Annotated in this window: 15 protein-coding genes; 8 read left to right on the top strand and 7 right to left on the bottom strand. The window is 71.8% G+C overall.

The window, feature by feature from the left end; all coding sequences use genetic code 11:
• Positions 1-7: 7 nt before the first annotated feature.
• On the bottom strand, positions 8-1,030 hold the full coding sequence (locus Microterr_RS08220; RefSeq protein WP_263798799.1) for a glycosyltransferase family 2 protein: 1,023 nt from the start codon (positions 1,028-1,030) through the stop codon (positions 8-10).
• Positions 1,031-1,137: 107 nt separating this feature from the next.
• Between Microterr_RS08220 and Microterr_RS08215 the strand changes: the two genes are divergently transcribed.
• Positions 1,138-2,412: a CDP-glycerol glycerophosphotransferase family protein gene (locus tag Microterr_RS08215; RefSeq protein ID WP_263798452.1), complete on the top strand. Its 1,275-nt coding sequence runs from the start codon at positions 1,138-1,140 to the stop codon at positions 2,410-2,412.
• A gap of 12 nt (positions 2,413-2,424) precedes the next feature.
• Here the strand turns inward: Microterr_RS08215 and Microterr_RS08210 are convergent, their stop codons facing one another.
• From Microterr_RS08210 to Microterr_RS08195, 4 genes are read right to left on the bottom strand one after another with little or no spacing between them, the layout of a single operon-like run.
• Positions 2,425-3,792, bottom strand: coding sequence for a maltokinase N-terminal cap-like domain-containing protein (locus tag Microterr_RS08210; protein ID WP_263798453.1), 1,368 nt, complete (start codon positions 3,790-3,792; stop codon positions 2,425-2,427).
• A 33-nt stretch (positions 3,793-3,825) separates the two neighbouring features.
• Positions 3,826-4,071, bottom strand: a complete 246-nt coding sequence (locus Microterr_RS08205) for a hypothetical protein (protein WP_263798454.1) — start codon at positions 4,069-4,071, stop codon at positions 3,826-3,828.
• A 2-nt stretch (positions 4,072-4,073) separates the two neighbouring features.
• Positions 4,074-4,961, bottom strand: coding sequence for a hypothetical protein (locus Microterr_RS08200; RefSeq protein WP_263798455.1), 888 nt, complete (start codon positions 4,959-4,961; stop codon positions 4,074-4,076).
• Between the two features lie 52 nt (positions 4,962-5,013).
• Positions 5,014-5,706, bottom strand: a complete 693-nt coding sequence (locus Microterr_RS08195) for a phosphocholine cytidylyltransferase family protein (RefSeq protein WP_263798456.1) — start codon at positions 5,704-5,706, stop codon at positions 5,014-5,016.
• A 201-nt stretch (positions 5,707-5,907) separates the two neighbouring features.
• Between Microterr_RS08195 and Microterr_RS15490 the strand changes: the two genes are divergently transcribed.
• From Microterr_RS15490 to Microterr_RS08180, 3 genes are read left to right on the top strand one after another with little or no spacing between them, the layout of a single operon-like run.
• The gene (locus Microterr_RS15490) at positions 5,908-7,242 is read left to right on the top strand and encodes an ABC transporter ATP-binding protein (RefSeq protein ID WP_318528827.1); all 1,335 of its coding nucleotides are present in this window, start codon (positions 5,908-5,910) and stop codon (positions 7,240-7,242) included.
• Positions 7,218-8,783: a hypothetical protein gene (locus Microterr_RS08185; protein WP_263798457.1), complete on the top strand. Its 1,566-nt coding sequence runs from the start codon at positions 7,218-7,220 to the stop codon at positions 8,781-8,783. The genes Microterr_RS15490 and Microterr_RS08185 overlap by 25 nt, the downstream gene beginning before the upstream one ends.
• Positions 8,784-8,838: 55 nt before the next feature.
• A complete protein-coding gene (locus tag Microterr_RS08180; protein ID WP_263798458.1) occupies positions 8,839-9,105 on the top strand; it encodes a DUF3039 domain-containing protein in 267 nt (88 codons plus the stop codon).
• Between the two features lie 108 nt (positions 9,106-9,213).
• On the opposite strand, the gene Microterr_RS08175 is transcribed toward Microterr_RS08180, so the two are convergent.
• Positions 9,214-10,539, bottom strand: coding sequence for a nicotinate phosphoribosyltransferase (locus tag Microterr_RS08175; protein WP_263798459.1), 1,326 nt, complete (start codon positions 10,537-10,539; stop codon positions 9,214-9,216).
• A gap of 45 nt (positions 10,540-10,584) precedes the next feature.
• On the opposite strand from Microterr_RS08175, the gene murI reads away from it, so the two are divergent.
• The 4 genes from murI (at position 10,585) to Microterr_RS08155 (ending at position 13,777) form a co-directional block, all read left to right on the top strand.
• A complete protein-coding gene (murI, locus tag Microterr_RS08170) occupies positions 10,585-11,406 on the top strand; it encodes a glutamate racemase (RefSeq protein WP_263798460.1) in 822 nt (273 codons plus the stop codon).
• Positions 11,407-11,450: 44 nt separating this feature from the next.
• Positions 11,451-12,188 carry a ribonuclease PH gene (rph, locus tag Microterr_RS08165; protein ID WP_263798461.1) on the top strand — a complete coding sequence of 246 codons (738 nt, stop codon included), beginning with the start codon at positions 11,451-11,453 and terminating at the stop codon, positions 12,186-12,188.
• A 5-nt stretch (positions 12,189-12,193) separates the two neighbouring features.
• The gene (gene rdgB / locus Microterr_RS08160; protein ID WP_263798462.1) at positions 12,194-12,793 is read left to right on the top strand and encodes an RdgB/HAM1 family non-canonical purine NTP pyrophosphatase; all 600 of its coding nucleotides are present in this window, start codon (positions 12,194-12,196) and stop codon (positions 12,791-12,793) included.
• Between the two features lie 72 nt (positions 12,794-12,865).
• Positions 12,866-13,777, top strand: coding sequence for a cation diffusion facilitator family transporter (locus Microterr_RS08155; RefSeq protein ID WP_263798463.1), 912 nt, complete (start codon positions 12,866-12,868; stop codon positions 13,775-13,777).
• A gap of 6 nt (positions 13,778-13,783) precedes the next feature.
• Here the strand turns inward: Microterr_RS08155 and Microterr_RS08150 are convergent, their stop codons facing one another.
• The gene (locus Microterr_RS08150; RefSeq protein WP_263798464.1) at positions 13,784-16,258 is read right to left on the bottom strand and encodes an ATP-dependent DNA ligase; all 2,475 of its coding nucleotides are present in this window, start codon (positions 16,256-16,258) and stop codon (positions 13,784-13,786) included.
• Between the last annotated feature and the right edge of the window lie 28 nt (positions 16,259-16,286).

Here is a 16,286-nt window from a genome sequence, read left to right as displayed (position 1 = left end):
GGAACCCTCAGGGCAGCGGCGTGTTCCGCGCCAGCCGCGAGGTGTCGACCGTGTCCCGCGCACCGCGCAGCGTGCCGCGGATGAACCCCGACCCCCAGGCAAGATGCATCGTGGGCAGCACGGCCAGCGTCCACAGGCGGTCGCGCCAGCCGCTGCCGCCGCCGCGCCCGAGGGCGACCGCGATGATCAGCGCCACGTAGGCGATCACCGGCAGGAAGACGACGGATGCGGCGACCGCCCACCCGCCGCGCAGCACACCCGTCGCGCGGAGCAGCCAGACCACGAGACTCAGCGCGAGCGACAGCACCAGCGCGGGCGGGGCGAAGAAGCGGACCGAGTTGCGGCGCCCGAAACGTCGCACCAGCTCGCCCCGCCACTGGCCGGTCGCGACGAACTGCCTGGCCAGCTGAGGCCAGCTCTCGCGGGGCCAGTACGTGACGGCGAGCGAGGGGTCGAACCAGACGCGGTAGCCGGCCGCGCGGATGCGCAGGTTCAGCTCCCAGTCCTCGCCGCGGCGGATCGTCTCGTCGAACAGACCGACCTCGTCCAGCACGGCGCGCCGGAACACCCCGAGGTAGGCGGACTCCGCCTCGCCCGCGTGGGTGGCGCCGTGATAGGCGCCGCCGCCGAGACCGATGCGGGAGTTGTACGCTCGCGCGACGGCTCGCTGGAACGGCGTGCGACCGTCGGCGCGCATCACTCCGCCGACGTTGGCCGCGCGCTCGCGGGCGAGGGTCGCGAGCGCGGTGCGCGTGTACTCGGGGTCGAGCTCGCTGTGGGCGTCGACGCGGACGATGGTCGGGAAGGACGACGCGCGGATGGCGAGGTTGAGCCCGATCGGGATGTCCGCGGCCGGGTTGTCGACGAGCCGGATCCGGTCGTCGCCGTCGGCGAGCGTTCGCGCGAGCTCGGTGGTGCCGTCGGTGGACGGGCCGAGGGCGAGGATGAGCTCCCGCGGACCGTCGAAGCGCTGCGCGAGCACGGTCTCCACCGCCCGCTGGAGGTATGCGCGCTCGTTCAGCACCGGCATGACGAAGCTCACGCCCGCGGTGTCGGAGACGACCGGCGCGTCTCGGCTCCCGGGCTCGACCTGCACCCGTCGATCATGCCATGGCGCACCCTCGGTAGGCTGAGGTGGTGGATGCGATAGGTGACGCGAAGAAGGCAGCGGCTCTGCTGCGCAAGGCGCTCGCCACTCGGTCGGCGGTCGCCGGCGTGCGTCGCACGGTCGCCTCGACGCCCCCGCATCCGGCCGGGCACTTCCGGGTCGCGGTGTACTTCGCCGACGGCGAGGTGAACATGTACCAGATGCGCCAGTGGTACAAGCCGCTCGCCGAGCTCGCGAAGACCTGGCCCGTCGTGATCCTCAGCCGTGCCGCCACCGGCGCACGGTCGCTGCTGCGCGAGTCCGGTCTGCCCGTCGCCTTCGTCCCCACCGTCCGGGACCTCGAGGACTACATCGCCACGCAGGACATCCGGGTCGTCCTGTACGTGAATCAGAACACGCGCAACTTCCAGATGTTCCGCTACGGACGCCGCTGGCACGTGTTCATCAACCACGGCGAGTCCGACAAGATGTACATGACCACCAACCAGTACAAGGCGTACGACTACGCGTTCATCGCCGGCGACGCCGCCCGCGAGCGCCTGCAGCGGGTGCTGTGGGACTACGACCTCGACCGTCGCACGCTCCAGATCGGCCGCCCCCAGGCCGACCACTACTCGGGCACGCTTCCCTACACTCCCGACGCCCGCACCGTCGTCCTGTACGCGCCGACCTGGGAGGGCGACCGGCCTTCCGCGCACTACGGCTCGATCCTCACCCACGGCGAGGCGCTGGTCGCGGCGCTGCTCGCCACCGGGGAGCACCGGGTGATCTACCGGCCGCACCCGCGATCCGGGGTCGTCAACGCCGAGTACGGGGCCGCCAACGCCCGCATCATCGCGGCGCTCGCCGCCGCGAACACGGCCGATCCCGCCGCCCACCACGTGTTCGACGACGGCCCGGAGCTCGGCTGGCAGCTCGCGGCGGCTGACCTCGCGGTCGTCGACATCTCCGCGATGGTCTACGACCGCCTGGCCGCCGACAAGCCGCTTCTCGTGACCCGCCCCGCCGATCCCGAGGCGATCGTCGACACGCACGGCTACCTGTCCGCCTGCGAGTGGCTGGACGCCGCGGCGGCCGGACAGATCGTGGCGGAGGGGCATCGAGTGCTCGACGACCCCGACGCCGTCGCGCGTCTCGAGCAGTGGGTCCAGCACTACTTCGGCGACACCGCACCCGGTGCGGCGACGGCGCGCTTCCACGCCGCGATCGGCGAGCTCATGACGCGCTGGGAGCACTGGCATGCCGAGTCGGCCGACGACGACCTCGACATCCCCGAGCCGGAAGAGGCGGAGCTCGACGACTGAGGCCGGCCGCGGTCACGCCGGGTGGGTGGCCGCGAGGCGTCCGATCGCCCGCAGCGGGATCGTGACCCACGTGGGCCGGTTGCGCGCTTCGTAGATCGCCTCGTACACGGCCTTGTCGAGCTCCAGAGCCGCCAGCAGCGGGTCGTCGGCATCGAGCGGGTCGCCGGTGGCTTCGGCATAGCCCGCGAGGAAGGCGGCCCGCGCCGCGTCGACCCAGGCACGCACTGCGGCGGCCGGTCTCGCGGGGTCGTCGAGCCGGATCGAGCCGGCGACGTAATCGAACGAGCGCAGCATCCCGGCGACGTCGCGGAGCGCGGCATCGGGGCGCACCCGCTCGCGGATCGGCCGCATCGGCTCGCCCTCGAAGTCGAGGAGCACCCAGCCGTTCTCGGTGTGCAGCACCTGGCCGAGGTGGTAGTCGCCGTGGATGCGCTGCAGCGTCGGCCGGGCGGAGGATGCGCGCGCGTACACCGCCTCGATCGCGGTGCGCCGCTCGGCGATCGCGGGGACCTCGGCGAGGGCGATGGAGAGCCGGCGGCGCCAGGTCTCGGCGAACCCGTCGACGTCGCGGGGCTCGGCGGGCCGGGTGGGGAACAGGTGCGCGAGCGAGAGATGCACGTCCGCGGTTGCGCGTCCCAGGGCGTGGGCCTCCCGGTCGAACGGCGTCCCGTCCGCCGCAGCGCGGAGGGCTACCCGCCACGCATCCTCGACTCCCGAGAAGAACCGCTGCGCGAACGCCAGTGACCCGCCGACCGTCTGCTGCGCGGCACCGGGGTCGAGCCACGTCCCCTCGACCCAGCCGACCGCCGGCGCGATGTGCGGAGAACCCGCACCCGCGAGTGCCGTCTGCAGCTCGATGTCCGGGTTGCGGCCCTGATTCACCTGGCGGAAGATCTTGCAGATCACGGCGGGGCGCGACGCGGTGGCCGGTGCGATGAGCGAGGTGTTCGACTGCTCGCCGTTCAGGACGTGGGCCGAGACCGGCCCCTCGTCGTCGTCGGCGGCGACGAGGGGATGCCCGGTTGCGGTGGCATGCGGGCCGGACACCGTCCCTCCTCCGAGGACGAGGCCCATCAGGGCGCCCACATAGGCCGGGTCGTGCGGGCCGTCGATGAAGGTGGTGCCCGGCTCCGGGCTGCCGATGACGTGGGCGCCGGATGCGGTGACGGTCGTGGTCGGACGTGCCACCACGGGAACCTGGTACAGCACGACCGGGAGTGCGCCCTCATCGGCGACGAGATACGTGCGCACGCGGGCGTCCTGGTCGTCGGCGGGGAAGTCCCACCAGGAGATCAGCCGCAGGCTGGGCGGACGCCCCTTGGCCGCGTACCACCGTTGCCGGGGCATCCATGCCGCCAGGCACGCGAGCGTGCTGTCCATGCTCCGAGCGTAGGGCTCCCGGGGTGCGGCGTGCTATTCGCCGGGCGCGCCGCCGTCACCCTCGCCGGCATCACCGTCGGAGGCCTCTGCAGAGGGTGGGTTCGCCGGCGCGGGCAGCGGGATCGAGATCGACTGGACGGCATCGCCGGTGACGAGCCCCAGGGCATCGTCATCGGGTGCCTCCGGCAGCTGATCGGCGAGCGATCTCGGCCGCAGCGGCTCCGAGGGCAGGCCGGCCCATTCGGTCGGCTCCTCCGGCCGCTGTGTGAACAGTCCCATCCCTATCGGCCTCCGACCTTCTTCGCGGCGCCGCCGATCGCGGCAGTGCCGCGGGTGACGCCGCCCGCGATCGCCCCTCCGATGCGCCGCACGCGCCAGAGCGCGACGCGCTCCACGGGTGCGGCTCCCGGACGAGGCTCGAGATCGACCGGCAGGGCGAGCGGCGGCACCCCGAACGCGCGACGGGAGTTGACGAGCACACGACGGCCGAGGATGTTGTTGCCGGCACCGCCGACGGCCGCTCCCACACCGAACGGCAGTGCCTTGCCGAGGAAGGACGCACCGCCCTTGGCCGCGAACTGCCGAACGAACGACGACTTGAGCTGGTCGACGAGCGGACCGACGGCAGCGCGGGGGAGTGTCTTGGTGACCAGCTCGCCCCAGTACCTGTCGCGCCCCGGTCCCGTTCCGCTGGCCTGCCGGCCGAGCTGGGCGACGAGGTCGACGCCCTCCCTGCCCAGCATCAGCGTCATCACGAGCGCACGCGCGCGATCGGGGTCGCCGACCGCGATCCCGTGCACCTCCGCGACCGACTGCGCGAACAGCGTGGTGGACTCGAGGAACGCGAGCGTCTCGACACCGCTGAGCGCCAGCGTCACGCCGGTGCCGATCCCCGGCACGACGGCGGTGGCACCCACGGCCGCGCCACCCGTCGTCACGGCGGTCAGGTAGCGACGCTCGAGGATGCGGATGATCTCCGCGCTGGAGGCCTGCGGATGGCGCAGACGGATGCTGCGCAGGTGCGCCACGACGACCGGACGCTGGATGGCCAGCACCCTGTCGAGCGCGCGCACGGTGAGGGGATGCTCGTCGGACCCGACCGGCGGCAGCCCGCCCGCCCAGGGCGAGTCGCCCGGGAGGGAGTGGATGCTGTGCACCTTCTCGCTCATCACGCCGATCCTATGCGTGAGAACCCGGAGACCAGCTGGGGGTTGACTCGGATCAGACGAAGAGGTTCGCGCGCTCGAGATCCTCGGCGAAGTCGACCTCGACGGCGTACAGGTCCGAGATGTCGAGGGGCTCGAGCACGATGCCGTCCTCGGCGATCGCCAGCTCCAGCCCGCGCTCGAAGTAGTCCTGGTCGTCGACGCGGCTGAGCTGGCGCACGAACGCGCGCTTGTCGGCCGAAGAGATGTAGTTGATGCCGACGGCCTCGCCGATGCCGCCCTTCACGGTCTTCGAGAGGGCGTTGATGAAGCCCTCGGCGTCGACGGTGTACTTGACCTCTTCGTCGCTGACCTTCGAGGTGTTGACGGTGACGAACGACTGGTCGCGCTCGATCAGCTCGATCGCCCGACCGAGCACGCGCGGGTCGAAGACGACGTCGCCGTTCATCCACAGGACGCCGGACTTGCCGGTCTTCGTCAGCGCGCGGAGCAGGCTCTTGGACGTGTTGGTCTGGTCGTACCGGTCGTTGTAGACGTACTGGACGGCGGGGAAGGCTTCCACGATCGTCTCTGCGCGGTAGCCGACGACCGTCGTGATCTTCGCCTCCGTGCCGAAGGCCGCCCGGATGTTGTCGTGCTGCTGCTGCATGATGCTGCGGCCGTCGCCGAGTTCGGTCAGGGGCTTCGGCAGGCTGCGTCCGAGACGTGAGCCCATGCCTGCGGCGAGGATGACGGTCTGAATGGTCAAGTATCTGCTCCTGGAGTGTGAGAAAGTCGCGGTGCGTTCACCGGCAGGACACTCCCTTGTGCCGGGTCCATGCTAGCGAGCGCACCTGGGAACGCCCAGAATCGCCCTCCGACGTTGCCTTTTCGTGACAAAAGTCTCACGTCTACGCCGACGCACCCCTCAGTCTGGCCTGGTTCGCGAGCGGCTTGATACTTTGGATCGATGACTTCTCTCCCGGTGCCGAACGAGCCCGTCCAGGACGACCCGGACGGTCTGGTGGAGCGCGTCGGGGAGAACCGCGGGGAGGACCGGGGGGAGACTCTGGGCGAGGCGCCGATCGTGACGCTCCCGCCCGCGCCGAAGGCGCCCGCCGCGAAGCGGCGCGCCCCGAGGAAACCAGCCGCCAAGACGACGCCCAAGCCCGCAGTCACGGGCAAGCCCACGCCCAAGCCGGCAGCCAAGCCGGCAGCGAAGCCGCCGGCGGCCAAGCGTCCCCCCGCCGCATCTGCACCGGCCTCCGGCATCGCACAGCCGCTGCCGTCGGTCTCCACCGCCGATATCGCCATCCCGCCGATGCCGCCGCCTCCGATCCCGCCACGCCCTCCGCTGCCGGAGTCACCCGCGCTGCCTGAGCCCGAGCCGGAGCCCGAGCAGACTCCTGAGCCCGCGCCTGAGCCGGAGCCCGAGCCCGAGCCTGAGCCCGACTCGGAGCCGGAGCCCGAGCTGTCGACGGAGCACGAGCCGGACGCCCCGGACACGCTCGCCGACGTCCTCAGCGCGCCGGCGCCCGAGCACGGCGAACCTGCGCTGACGCTCCGCGGCATCACGAAGGTGTTCGGGGAGACACGGGCGGTCGACGGCATCGACCTCACGGTGCCCGCCGGCACCTTCTACGGTCTGGTCGGGCCGAACGGCGCAGGCAAGACCACGACGCTGTCGATGATCGCGGGACTGCTCCGCCCCGATCGCGGGACGATCACCGTCAACGGTGTCGACGCAGCATCCGGATCCGCGCGGGCGAAGCGCATGATGGGCGTGCTGCCCGATCGGCTGCGCACCTTCGACCGGCTCACCGGCCGCCAGCTGCTCTACTACTACGGCGTGCTGCGCGGGCTGCGTCCTGCCGTGGTCGAGAGCCGCACGACCGACCTGGCGCGGGCGTTCGACTTCGCCGATGCGCTGGGCCGCGTCGTGTCGGACTACTCGGCGGGCATGCTGAAGAAGATCATGCTGGCCGGGGCGCTGATCCACTCGCCGCGCGTGCTCGTGCTCGACGAGCCCTTCGAGGCGGTCGACCCGGTGTCGAGCCAGATCATCCTCGACATCCTCTCCACGTACGTCGCGCACGGCGGGACCGTGATCCTCTCCAGCCACGGCATGGACCTGGTCGAGCGGGTGTGCAGCCGGGTCGCCGTGATCGTCGCGGGCCAGGTGCTCGCCGAGGGCACGATCGAGGAGGTCCGCGGCGAGCTGACCCTCGAGCAGCGCTTCGTCGAACTGGCCGGCGGGCTCAGCGACGTGGAGGGCCTCGAGTGGCTGCACACGTTCTCCGGCTGAGACTCGCGCTGCTGGTCGGCGCGCTGCGCGGCGACCGCAGGCACGTCGTCCGCACCGTCGTCGGGCTGCTCCTGCTGATCGCGGCAACCGCGGCAGGCTGCTGGGCGGTCGTCACGCTCGGTGACTCGGACGCCGATGTCATGCAGGCGGTGACCGTGCTCGGCGGCTCCGCGCTCACGCTCGGCTTCGCGCTCGCCCCCCTGGTCGCCGGCGTCGAGGATCCGCTCGATCCCCGCAGATTCGCGGTGCTCGGCGCCTCCCCGACGCCGCTCGCCGGCATCCTCGCCCTCGCCGGCTTCGTGAGCGTGCCTGTGCTCGCCGTCGCCGCACTCGGGATCACGGTCGCCGTGGTGTGGGGAGAGCACGGCGTCGCCGGCGCTGTCGGCGGCATCAGCATCCTGCTCGCCCTGGCGACCTGCGTGCTGCTGGCCAGGGTCTGCATGGCCCTCACCTCGCTGTTCCTGCGCGAGCGCCGCTCCCGCGAGCTGTCCGGACTGTTCGCCCTGACGATCCTGGTCGTGGTGGTGCCGGTGGGCGTGTTCCTCGCCTCGCTCGATTGGCGGGGCTCGGTCCCGACGCAGCTCTCCGCCGCGGTGGACGTGCTCGCCCTGACCCCCGTGGGCGCCGCCTGGGCGATCCCGGGTGCCGTCGCCACGGCGGGTGATGTGGCTCTGCCCGTCCTGGTCGCGATCGCCTCGCTGATCGGGCTCGGGATGCTGTGGCTCCTCCTCGTCCGCGTCCTGCTCACCACGACCGAGCGGCCCCGCACCAGCCGCGAGCGCGGCGGGCTCGGCTGGTTCACGGTCGCACCGGGCACGCCGGGCGGCGCCATCGCCGCTCGCAGCCTGATGTACTGGCTGCGCGACCGCCGGTACCTCGTGAACGTCGTGGTCGTGCCGATCACCGCGGCGCTGACGATCGTGCCCCTGCTCATCGTCGGCGTCCCCGTGCAGACGGTCGCGCTCATCCCGGTGCCGTTCATGGCGCTGTTCCTCGGCTGGCTGCCCCACAACGACCTCGCCTACGACTCCACGGCCGTCTGGATGCACGTGTCGGCCGGCGTGCGCGGCTTCGCCGATCGGATCGGCCGGCTGGTCCCGATCCTGCTGATCGGGGTGCCGGTCCTCGCGATCGCCATCCCGGTGGCGATGTCGATCCACGGGCGCTGGGCGCTGCTCCCCGCCATGGTCGGCGTGTGCGCCGCGCTGTTCGGGACGGCGCTCGGGCTCTCGTCGATCTCGTCGGTCGTGGCGCCGTACGCCGTCTCACCTCCGGGGGAGAGCCCGTTCCAGCAGCCGCAGCGCTACGGCTCGTCCGGCGCGTCTGCGCAGGCGCTCGTGATGCTCGGCTCGGTCGTCCTGTGCGCGCCCGTCCTGTGGTGGGCGTGGCTCGGGCTCGGCGGCGACGCGGAGGCCGCCGATCTGGCGTTCTGGGCGGGCATCGGCACCGGCGCCGGCGTGCTGATCGTGGGCATCACGATCGGCGCGCTGGTGTTCTCCCGCAGCGGCGGTCGCATCATGGAGTTCGCCGAATCGGTGTGACCTCGGGCTGTGGAGACCGCCCCGCCGTCCAGGGCGGCGGCTACACTGGCTGACCATGAGCACCCCCCTCGACAGCCCCGACCAGGGCGGCATCGCGACCCTCGACCGCGAGCTCGAAGAGCTCCTGCAGGAAGAGAACATCGAGCCGGGTGACCATGAGCGATTCGCTCATTACGTGAAGAAGGAGAAGATCCTCGAGTCCGCGATCACCGGCAAGCCGGTGCGGGCGCTGTGCGGCAAGAAGTGGACCCCCGGGCGCGACCCGGAGAAGTTCCCCGTCTGCCCCACCTGCAAGGAGATCTACGACTCGATGGTCGGCTGAGCTCACCGCTCCGGCCACCGCTTCGCGAGGACTTCCGGCGTTCCGAGGACTCTCCGCGAGCGGATTCTCCTCCGTTCGCCGATCGTCCTCTCGAGCGGATGCTGCGCGTCACTGCTCCACGTAGACCGTGGGGATGGCGGGGTCCGACCGGCTGAGCGCGAGCGCCGTGACCGGGAGCTCCTCGCGCACGCGGGCGTGGTGGGCCCGCGCGGCGTCGACTCCGACGGTGCCGACGAAAGCCGGGTCCACCTCGCCGTCGACCACGAGCGGCACGTGCAGCGCCCGCGCATCGGGGTGCGAGAGCGCTGTCTCGAGCTGCTCGAACCCGTCGGCGACGGAGATCAGCTCGCTCGTGGCAGTGCCCGCGTCGAGGGTGCGGAACGCCGCCTTGCGTCCGCCCTTCGAGTTCTTGTCCACTGACGCCTTCGCCACGCCGACCCAGCCGCCCGCAGCATCCTGTCGTGCGACGAGCTTGTAGACCATGCCCGCGGTGGGTGTGCCGGAGCCGGTGACGACCGACGTGCCGACGCCGTACGCGTCGACGGGGGATGCGGCCAATGCCGCGATCGCGAACTCGTCCAGGTCGCTGGTGACGGTGATCTTCGTCCCGGTCGCGCCCAGTGCGTCCAGCTGCTCGCGCACCTGAGCCGCGACGGTGGGCAGGTCGCCCGAGTCGATCCGTACGCCGCCGAGTCCGGTGCCGGCGACCCGGATCGCGGTCTCGACGCCCTGCGCGATGTCGTACGTGTCCACCAGGAGGGTCGTGCCGACGCCGAGCGCCTCGACCTGCGAGCGGAACGCGTCCTCCTCGGTGTCGTGCAGGAGCGTCCAGGCGTGCGCCGCGGTGCCCATCGTCGGCACGCCCCAGCGCCGGCCGGCCTCGAGGTTGCTGGTCGCCCCGAATCCGGCGATGTAGCAGGCACGCGCCGCGGCCACCGCGGAGTCCTCGCCCGCGCGGCGCGACCCCATCTCAGCGAGCGGTCGGTCGCCGGCGGCGATGCTCATCCGGGCGGCGGCGGTCGCGACGGCGGAGTCGTGGTTCAGGATGCTGAGGGCGATCGTCTCCAGGATCACCGCCTCGGCGAACGTCCCCTCGACGGTGAGGATCGGCGAGCCGGGGAAGTACAGCTCGCCCTCGCGGTAGCCGGTCATCGAGCCGGTGAAGCGGTACCCCTCCAGGAAGGCCAGGGTCGCCGCGTCCACGACCTTCTCGTCGCGGAGGTAGCGCAGCTCGGCATCGCCGAACCGGAAGTCGGCCAGCAGTCCGAGGAGCCGGCCCGTCCCGGCGACCACCCCGAACCGGCGGGCGCCGGGCAGACGCCGCCCGAACAGCTCGAAGACGCAGCGGCGCTCGGCGGTCCCGTCGCGCAGGGCGGCGTCGAGCATGGTGAGCTCGTAGCGGTCGGTCAGCAGGGCGGTGCTGCGCGCAGTCATGGCGTCAGCCTAGCCAGGGCGCTGCGCCGGGTAGGCTGGCTGATCGTGGACGACGCGCCGATCGGCATCTTCGACTCCGGGGTCGGTGGGCTCACCGTCGCCCGGGCGATCTCTGCGCAGCTGCCGCGCGAGTCGATGCTCTACATCGGCGACACCGCCCACTCGCCGTACGGGCCCAAGCCCATCGCCGATGTGCGCCGGTACGCTCTCGAGGTGCTCGACACCCTGGTCGACCAGGGTGTGAAGATGCTCGTCATCGCGTGCAACACCGCGTCGGCGGCGATGCTGCGCGACGCGCGTGAGCGCTACGACGTCCCGGTGGTCGAAGTGATCGGCCCCGCCGTCCGCACCGCGATGTCGACGACCCGCAACGGGCGCATCGGCGTCATCGGCACCGCCGGCACGATCGGCTCGCGCGCCTACCAGGACATGCTCGAAGTCAACGAGCGGCTGACCGTCTTCGCACAGGCGTGCCCGCGCTTCGTCGAGTTCGTCGAGGCGGGCATCACCGATTCGGCCGAAGTCCTCGCGGTGGCCGAGGAGTACCTCGCGCCACTGCGCGACGCCCGGGTCGACACCCTCGTCCTCGGCTGCACCCACTACCCGTTCCTCGAGGGCGCGATCAGCTACGTGATGGGGCCGGACGTCTCGCTCGTCTCGAGCGACACCGAGACCGCGAAGGACGTGTACCGTCAGCTCGTCTCGCGTGACCTGCTCGCCGGGCCCGATGCGTCCGCCACGCACGTCTACGAGGCCACCGGCGACTCCGCCGACGAGTTCCTGCGCCTCGCGCATCGCCTGATGGGCCGCGAGGTCAGCACCGTCCGACTCGTCCAGACCGGCGCGATCGACCTGCCCCACCGCTGACACGAACACTGCCCACCACGCTGACCACCACCGCCAGGAGAGACATGTCAGACACCACCCGCGCCGACGGCCGCACGCCCGACCAGCTGCGAGAGATCACGATCGAGCGCGGCTGGAGTGCGCATGCCGAGGGATCCGCGCTGATCTCGTTCGGCGGCACCAAGGTGCTGTGCACCGCGTCCTTCACGAACGGCGTGCCTCGCTGGCTGACCGGCAAGGGCAAGGGGTGGGTCACCGCCGAGTACGCGATGCTGCCGCGCGCCACGAACAGCCGCAACGACCGTGAGGCCGTGAAGGGCAAGATCGGTGGACGCACGCACGAGATCTCGCGTCTGATCGGCCGCGCCCTGCGCGCGGTCGTCGACACCAAGGCGCTCGGCGAGAACACGATCGTCATCGACTGCGACGTGCTGCAGGCCGACGGCGGCACCCGCACAGCGGCCATCACGGGCGCGTACGTGGCTCTGGCCGACGCGATCGAGTGGGGCAGGCAGAAGAAGTTCATCGGTCAGAAGGCGACACCGCTCGTCGACTCGGTCGCCGCTGTGTCGGTCGGCATCATCGACGGCGAGCCCATGCTCGACCTGGCCTACGTCGAGGACGTCCGCGCCGAGACCGACATGAACGTGGTCGTCACCGGTCGTGGCCTGTTCGTCGAGGTGCAGGGCACCGCCGAGGGCGCGCCGTTCGACAAGCGCGAGCTCGACGCGCTGCTCGACCTCGGCGTCGCCGGCTGCGCCGACCTGCGCACGCACCAGCTCGCCGCCCTGGCCGCGGAGTGACGGCCGTGCCCGGCCGCATCGTCCTCGCCACCCACAACCCGCACAAGGTCGAGGAGTTCGCCGCGATCGTCGCGGCCTACCGGCCCGACGTCGAGGTCGTCGGCTACGACGGGCCCGAGCCGGTCGAGAGCGGCACCACGTTCGCCGACAACGCGCTGATCAAGGCTCGCATGGCGTGCGCGCACACCGGTCTGCCGGCCCTCGCCGACGACAGCGGCATCTGCGTGGACGTGCTCGGCGGGGCGCCCGGGGTGTTCTCGGCCTACTGGGCAGGGCATAAGAAGGATGCGGTGGCCAACCTCGAGCTGCTGCTCGACCAGCTCAGCGACATCGACGACTCGCACCGGACCGCGAAGTTCGTCTCCACCATCGCCCTCGTGCTCCCGAGCGGCAAGGGCCACGTGGTCGAGGGGCACTGGCCCGGTCGCCTCGCGACCCAGCCGGGCGGCGACGGCGGGTTCGGGTACGACCCGATCTTCATCCCCGACGGCCAGCCGGCCGGCGAAGAGCGCACGGTGGCGGAGTACTCCGCGGAGGAGAAGAACGCGCAGTCGCACAGGGCTCGCGCGTTCGCAGCGCTCGCCCCGCTGCTCGCCGAGCTCTGAGACGCGACTGAGACTCATTCCCGACAGGGCGGCAACCGCTCTCCGGGGGCCGGCGCGCCGTAGCCTGGAGCCATGCACGATCACGCGCCCGCGGGCATCCGCGGCGCCGGCAGCCGGCGTCTGCTGACGATCTCACTGGCCCTCACCGGGGCGGTGATGGTCGTGCAGATCGTCGGGTCGGCGCTGTCCGGTTCGCTCGCGCTTCTCGCCGACGCGGCGCACATGTTCACGGACGCCGCCGCGCTCGTCATCGCGCTGATCGCGAGCATCGTGGCCGCCCGGCCTGCGGACGACCGCTCCACCTTCGGCTATCAGCGTGCCGAGGTGCTCGGAGCCCTCGTGAACGGGATCATCCTGCTCGTCCTGGCCGCGTGGATCGCGGTCGAGGCGGTGCTGCGTCTCCTCGCCCCGTCCGGCACCGAGGTCGCGGGCGGACTGATGCTCGTGGTCGCGATCGTCGGACTCGTCGCGAACGCGGCGTCGATGTGGCTGCTCAGCTCCGCGCAGCGTCACAGCATCAACGTGCGCGGGGCATACCTCGAAGTCCTGGGCGATCTGCTCGGCTCGGCGGCGGTCATCGTCGCCGCGATCGTCATCGTGCTCGCCGGGTGGGTGCAGGCTGACGCCGTGGTGTCGCTCGTGATCGCCGCGATGATCGTGCCGCGGGCTATCAGCCTGCTGCGCGAGGTCGCCTCCGTGCTGTCGGAGGGAGTGCCGAAGGGCATGCAGGTCGCGCAGATCCGCGCCCACATCCTCGAGGCGCCCGGAGTCGTCGACGTGCACGACGTCCACGTCTGGCAGCTCACCCGCGGTGCGCCCGTGTTCATGGCGCACGTCGTGGTGGACGACGGCCACTTCGACGGCGGCGGCGCACAGGCGCTGCTCACCCGCCTGCAGGGGTGCCTGGCCGATCACTTCGACGTCGAGCACTCGACCTTCCAGCTGGAGCACGTCGGCCACGTCGACCACGACGCGCACGCGTGACGGGTCTCAGACCTCGGGAACCACGTCGCCGGGTGCCTTGTCGGGGCGGAGGCCGCGCCAGCGCGAGTGGCGCAGGATGCCCGCGGGGGTGAGCTCGCCGTACTCGACCTCGCCGACGAGCTCGGGCCGCACCCACAGGGCGTCCGAGGCGTCGGCCTTCGGGACCCCCACGAACGGGTTCTCGTCCGTGCGGAGAGGCGTCAGCATCCCCTCCAGTCGGCTCAGCGCCGCCTCGCTGAACCCCGTGCCGACCCGACCGGCGTAGCGCAGTCCGTCCGGCCCGGGGATGCCGACGAGCAGCGATCCGATCGCGCCCGTCCGGCCGCCCTTGCCTGGTCGGATGGCGCCGATCACCACCTCCTGCGTGTGGGTCAGCTTCACCTTCAGCCAGTCGTCCGACCGTGAGCCGCGCCGATACCGCGAGTCGGGATTCTTCACGACGATGCCCTCCAGGCCGAACGTCCGGCTCGCCGCGAGCGCGTCGTCGACGTCGTCGAACACGGGCGGCACGACGATCGGCGCGATCGCAGCGGCGGAGAGGGATTCGAGGATGCTGCGGCGCTCCCGGAGGGGGAGGGGGGCGGCATCCGTCCCGCCGTGTGCGAGCAGGTCGAAGAGCGCGTACCGGATCGGCGTGCGCACGGTCTCCCGCTCGATCTCGCGCGGCTTGGTCAGGTGCATGCGGTTCTGCAGCCGCGTGAAGCTCGGCATGCCCTGGCCGTCGAAGGCCACGATCTCGCCGTCGATGACCGCCCGCTCCGGGCCGAGGCCGGCGTCGACGCGCGTCAGCTCGGGGTACCGGGCGGTGATGTCGGTGCCGCTGCGGGCGAACAGGCGCAGCCGCTCGCCGTCCCAGACGCCGAGCGCTCGGATGCCGTCCCACTTCACCTCGGCCCACTCGCCCCAGCGCTGTGCGGCGTCGCGGGCGAGAGCGGGGGTCGCGGTGGTGGCGAGCATGGGAGCGACATCGGCGCGGGCGATGGAGGCCGCGGGGGCCGCAGGCGGGGCTTCGATGGTCACCGCGGGAGCCGCGGGCGCCGCCGGCGGGGTCGCGGGGAGGTGCGGGTCGGCCGCGACCACGGGGGCGCCCGGCTTCTGGGGGCGACCGTCCGCATCGGTCTTCATGCGGTGCAGCAGCCACTGCGACTTCTCACCCTCGCCGCCGGTGCGGATGAGGGCGAGCCGCACTGATCCGAGCGGGCCGCCCGGTGCGCTGTGCACGGTGATGATGACCTCGTCGTCGCGCCACTTCTCCAGGTCGTAGGTCCCGGAGTCCCAGACGGTGACCGTGCCGGCGCCGTACTCGCCCCTCGGGATCGTCCCCTCGAAGGTGCCGTAGTCCAGGGGATGGTCCTCGGTCATGACCGCGAGGTGGTTGCGGCCGGTGTCGGCGGGGACGCCCTTCGGCACCGCCCAGCTCACTAGGACGCCGTCGCGCTCGAGACGGAAGTCCCAGTGCAGCCGCGACGCGTGGTGCTCCTGGATGACGAATCGTGCCGGCTCGCCCGGCGCCGTCGGCTCGACGTGCGGGCTCTCGGGCACCGGCTCCGGGGTCTTCGACGCGGAGCGCTTGGCGATGTAGGTGGACAGCGGTGCGGGGGAGGCGGATGCTGCCGGCCGCAGCATCTGCACGAGATCGCCGAACTCCTCGGCCCGCGCGAGCACCTCGTCGATGAGGAGGTGCCGCAGGTCGGGGTCGTCGAGCTCGTCCCACGTGCGAGGTGCGGCGACGGTCGGCCGTTCGCGTCCGCGGAGGGAGTACGGCGAGATCGTGGTCTTCGACCCGTTGTTCTGGCTCCAGTCGATGAACACCTTGCCCGCGCGCTGCACCTTCGCCATCTGGCTCACGGCCAGGTCGGGGTGATCGGCCTCGATGGCCCGCGCGAGCGCGTGCGCGACCGCGGTGACCTGCTCGCTCGTCTGGGTGCCCGGCAGCGTGGCGTACAGGTGGATGCCCTTGCTGCCGCTGGTCACCGGCACCGGATCGAGCCCCATGCCGGTGAGGATGTCGCGGGCCCACCGTGCCACCTGGGCGCACTCGGCGAGCCCGGTCCCCGGCCCGGGGTCGAGGTCGAGGACGATGCGGTCCGGGTTGCCCCGCTCGCGCCGCTGGTCGAAGCGCCACTGCGGCACGTGCAGCTCGAGGCTCGCGACCTGCGCGAGGTAGACCAGGGTGGGCAGGCCCGTCACGAGCGGGTAGTCCTTAGCGCCGCTCGAGTGGTCGATGGGCACGCGGGGCACCCAGTCCGGCGCGCCGCGCTCCAGGTCCTTCGCGAAGAACGACGGATGGTCCACGCCCTCCGGCCAGCGGATCCGGGTCACGGGGCGGTCGGCGAGGTGGGGCAGCAGCATCCCCGCGATCCGGGAGTAATAGTCGATGACCTCGCCCTTGGTGGTGCCGGTGGCGGGGTAGAGCACCTTCTCGAGGTTGGTCAGCCGCACGCGGCGCCCCTCGATGCGCACCACCTGCTCGCCGGCCATGAGCCCATCCTGCCGCGCGGACGCGGGA

Source organism: Microbacterium terricola, from assembly GCF_027943945.1.
Lineage (GTDB): Bacteria > Actinomycetota > Actinomycetes > Actinomycetales > Microbacteriaceae > Microbacterium > Microbacterium terricola.
Note: the sequence above shows the minus strand (reverse complement) of the source record. Positions and strands in the feature narration are given on the sequence as shown.

Bases quoted from the DNA above. Each gene is read 5' to 3' on its own strand.
- Microterr_RS08175 (WP_263798459.1), bottom strand. From the start codon at position 10,539: ATGACTGCGCGCAGCACCGCCCTGCTGACCGACCGCTACGAGCTCACC.
- rph (WP_263798461.1), top strand. From the start codon at position 11,451: ATGTCAGACACCACCCGCGCCGACGGCCGCACGCCCGACCAGCTGCGA.
- Microterr_RS08155 (WP_263798463.1), top strand. From the start codon at position 12,866: ATGCACGATCACGCGCCCGCGGGCATCCGCGGCGCCGGCAGCCGGCGT.
- Microterr_RS08150 (WP_263798464.1), bottom strand. From the start codon at position 16,258: ATGGCCGGCGAGCAGGTGGTGCGCATCGAGGGGCGCCGCGTGCGGCTG.
- Microterr_RS08200 (WP_263798455.1), bottom strand. From the start codon at position 4,961: ATGAGCGAGAAGGTGCACAGCATCCACTCCCTCCCGGGCGACTCGCCC.
- Microterr_RS08180 (WP_263798458.1), top strand. From the start codon at position 8,839: ATGAGCACCCCCCTCGACAGCCCCGACCAGGGCGGCATCGCGACCCTC.
- Microterr_RS08220 (WP_263798799.1), bottom strand. From the start codon at position 1,030: ATGCCGGTGCTGAACGAGCGCGCATACCTCCAGCGGGCGGTGGAGACC.
- Microterr_RS08205 (WP_263798454.1), bottom strand. From the start codon at position 4,071: ATGGGACTGTTCACACAGCGGCCGGAGGAGCCGACCGAATGGGCCGGC.
- Microterr_RS15490 (WP_318528827.1), top strand. From the start codon at position 5,908: ATGACTTCTCTCCCGGTGCCGAACGAGCCCGTCCAGGACGACCCGGAC.
- Microterr_RS08210 (WP_263798453.1), bottom strand. From the start codon at position 3,792: ATGGACAGCACGCTCGCGTGCCTGGCGGCATGGATGCCCCGGCAACGG.